A 3392-nucleotide genomic window follows, 5' to 3' on the forward strand; every position below is an offset into this window, starting at 1 on the left:
CATCGTTTCGGGTGTACATTCTGTCCAATTTCCAGAAAGATTATTTTGTGGAGTAGTTGCCGTTAATTTTGGCACCAAAAACAATCGGATGTTTGCGTTTGTAGCATTTTTAACCTCCTCATCACCGTTATCAATTCCCCAACTAGCGTTCATTTCCATATTGGATTGCCCGGAACAAATCCAAACCTCACCAATCAAAATGTTTTTCAATACAATTTCATTGTACCCTTTTATCGTAATGGTATATGGTCCTCCTTCTTTTGGAGTTGGAATGGCGATTTCCCATTTCGCCTGATTACTGGCTTTAACTTTATAGGTTTCGTTATTCCAACTTGGGGTAATCACTACTTCTTCCTGTGAATTCGCCCAACCCCAAATGACAACTTCAGTATTTCTCTGCAAAACCATATTATCCGAAAACACGTTCGGCAGAGTAACATTTGCGAAAGCGGCATTTGAAAGTATCAGGAAAAGAACAAAAACAATACTTTTATTTTTCATTTAATATTTTTTTAAAGAAAGGAATTAACTGTTCGGCCATCACTTTATCATCAGCGATATCGGGATGATAGCCACAGCCTTTTGGACTCATCGATTTGAATTCGAACAACGCAATTGGCTTATGTTTTTTATCGCTTTCAAAAGTAAGAATCACTTTTTTTAGACATTTTACCAAAGTGACATTTTTTTCACCTGAAACCATTGGACTTGTCAACAAAACTATTCTTGTATTTGGAGCGTGTTTGTAAACCGTTTTTATAAAAGCAATATAATTTGAAACGTATTTTTCCTCATTAAATGGCAATCTCGTTTTTTTGCCATCTCCATCCGAAAGGTCATTCGTTCCTAAACAAATACTAACCAAATCCGGTTGAAAAGCAAAATCATACGGTTTGGAATTATCTCTATTCAGATATAAATTTTCATAAACATCAGGGATAATGGCTTCGTCGAGATGCTCGTCATTCCAGTTGCGATACATTCCGTATCCAGAAACTGAACTCAACACAAAATCGATATTCAGCGATCTGGAAAGTATCGGTCCGTAAGCCCAATAAGCATTGTGCTGATCATACCATTCTCCGCTTCCACAAGGAATCGTGGATGCATCGTTCCCAAAACCACAAGTTATCGAATCCCCTATCAATTCAATTTTTTTCTTCTTTTTGGACGTAGCGCTTTCTACCAACTTCGCTGAAGTTCCTGCGAATAGAACACCGCCGTTCGCAGCTTCTGTCGCTTTATAAATCGATAGATGATGTGTTTTATTATCATTTGAAACGGTAATCGGAAAAGATTTCACATCTCCTTTTTCAATTCGAACTCGCCCGATATATTTACCGTCAAGTTCAAGAGAAACATAATTTTGATGATTTTCAACACTTTGCAAGGATATGGAACAGGAATTTCCTTTAAAATCAAATGACACTGAAGAAGCGGAACCTATGAGAACAACTTTATCGTCTTGTATTTTTTCAATTCTTCCTTGATACTCAAAAAGTGATTTGGCATCTCCCTTTTTTTGGGCAATCGAAACGAATGAAACGGAAACCAGTAAAAATAAAAGGCATTTATTTATATAATTCATAATCTTTTGGGACTTTTCAAACTAGTATTGACAGCAAATATAAAACGATTGCGATTCAGGATTAGATACTATTTTTTCAAACTATAATCAAAAATTTACATAGCTCTTATTACAAACAAAAAAACCACCTTTTCAGGTGGTTCAAGATCATTTAACAATTATAAAATTAGCTTTTCGCTGTTGTAGATCCCGCAACAACAGTTCCTTTTATAGTTAAAACTTTAGGTGTCGTTTCAATATTCGTAGTTACCGATACTGTTTTGGTAAATGCTCCTACATTTGCTGCATTATAGGTAGCAGTAACGATACCTGATTTACCCGGAGCAATTGGCGTTTTGGTATAATCTGTTGCCGTGCATCCGCAAGACCCCTGCACATTGGTAACTATGACAGCTGCTTTTCCAGTATTTTTGAATTCAAATACAATAGGTTTTGGAGTATTTTGAGGAATAGTCCCCACATCTATGCTCTCACTTTTCCATACGATTGAAGAGACGGTAACAGCTACTTTTGAAACTAAACTTTTCACTGGAGCAACAGCCGAAAATGACATTAATCCTAGAGTTAATGCCAACATTGAAATTTTAATCATTTTCATATTATTGTGTTTTAAAGGTTATAGTTTGAATAATCCAAAAGTAGATTAGAAAAACACACACCTTTGTTAAGCGGTATTCAATCTTTGTTAACGACTTGTTAATGCAAAAAAGACAGCTAAATTTTGATTAATATTACATAACGAAATTAATGTATGAAACTAACCAAACTCAATAGCAGTATCCTGATTGGATTAATCGCCATTATAGGAATTCTTGTAGCTCAATTGCTTTGGACTAAAGAAGCTTTTACTATTGAAGAAAAAAAATTCAGCCAAAAAACTCACGTTGCTTTACTGGAAGTAGCCCAAAAATTATATCAGGGAACCAACCACGAACTTCCGGGAAAAAATCCAGTGCGAAAAATTTCCAATGATTATTATATTGTCAATATTGATAACGATTTTGAACCCGAAATTTTAGAGTTTTACCTCATATCCGAGTTCAAGAAAATGAATATCACAACGGATTTTGAATATGCCATGTACAATTGCCAAAGCGACGAAATGGTCTATGGTAACTACATCTCGTTGTCTGAAAAGAAACAAAGCAAGCATTCCGTACATTTCCCCAAACACAAAAATTTAGTCTATTATTTTGCGATTCGATTTCCTAATGAAACTGGTTATTTATTCAGTTCTTTACGATTTTGGTTTGTTCTTTCGATAGCATTAATAGTTATTTTGCTCGTCTATGTGTATTCTATTTTTACGCTTTTACAGCAAAAAAAATACTCCGATTTACAACGAGATTTTATTAATAATATGACTCACGAATTCAAAACGCCATTGTCTTCCATACTAATTGCTTCTAATTATCTCATCAAGCAAAATCCAATTCAAGAAGATGAAAAACTGGAAAAGTACACCCATATTATTATTGACCAAAGCAACAAATTGAATCAGCATATTGAGAAAATTTTAGCAGTTGCAAAATCTGACAATACACCTTTAGTCTTAAACAAAAATCCGCTGAATGTTTTACCAATTTTAGAATCTGTAATTGAAAACATTAAGCTAAAACACCCCGAAACCCAAATCAAAATTAAAACCGATTTAGCGTCCATAACTATTGAAGCTGATGAATTTCATTTCACCAATTTGGTTTACAACCTGTTGGATAATGCGATTAAATATTGTGAAAATAAACCCGAAATTTATATCGCTATTACAAAAATTGGAAAGCATTTACAAATCGGCTTTACTGAC

Annotated in this window: 3 protein-coding genes and 1 pseudogene; 1 reads left to right on the plus strand and 3 read right to left on the minus strand. The window is 34.3% G+C overall.

Annotation, left to right across the window (positions count from 1 at the left end):
• The 3 genes and pseudogenes from VFS71_RS10965 to VFS71_RS10975 all read right to left on the minus strand — a co-directional run.
• Window positions 1-501 (minus strand): annotated as a pseudogene (locus tag VFS71_RS10965) (sialate O-acetylesterase); the annotation flags it as partial.
• On the minus strand, window positions 491-1588 hold the full coding sequence (locus VFS71_RS10970; RefSeq protein WP_326401267.1) for an SGNH/GDSL hydrolase family protein: 1098 nt from the start codon (window positions 1586-1588) through the stop codon (window positions 491-493). The gene VFS71_RS10970 and the pseudogene VFS71_RS10965, both read right to left, overlap by 11 nt.
• A gap of 166 nt (window positions 1589-1754) precedes the next feature.
• Window positions 1755-2186, minus strand: coding sequence for a DUF1573 domain-containing protein (locus tag VFS71_RS10975; protein ID WP_326401268.1), 432 nt, complete (start codon window positions 2184-2186; stop codon window positions 1755-1757).
• A gap of 153 nt (window positions 2187-2339) precedes the next feature.
• On the opposite strand from VFS71_RS10975, the gene VFS71_RS10980 reads away from it, so the two are divergent.
• Window positions 2340-3392: HAMP domain-containing sensor histidine kinase (locus VFS71_RS10980; protein ID WP_326401269.1), on the plus strand; the 1053-nt coding region annotated here is incomplete at its 3' end.

Source organism: Flavobacterium sp., from assembly GCF_035760125.1.
In the GTDB taxonomy this organism is placed as follows: domain Bacteria; phylum Bacteroidota; class Bacteroidia; order Flavobacteriales; family Flavobacteriaceae; genus Flavobacterium.

Coding starts and splice junctions, on each gene's coding strand:
- VFS71_RS10970 (WP_326401267.1), bottom strand. CDS start 1,588: ATGAATTATATAAATAAATGCCTTTTATTTTTACTGGTTTCCGTTTCA.
- VFS71_RS10975 (WP_326401268.1), bottom strand. CDS start 2,186: ATGAAAATGATTAAAATTTCAATGTTGGCATTAACTCTAGGATTAATG.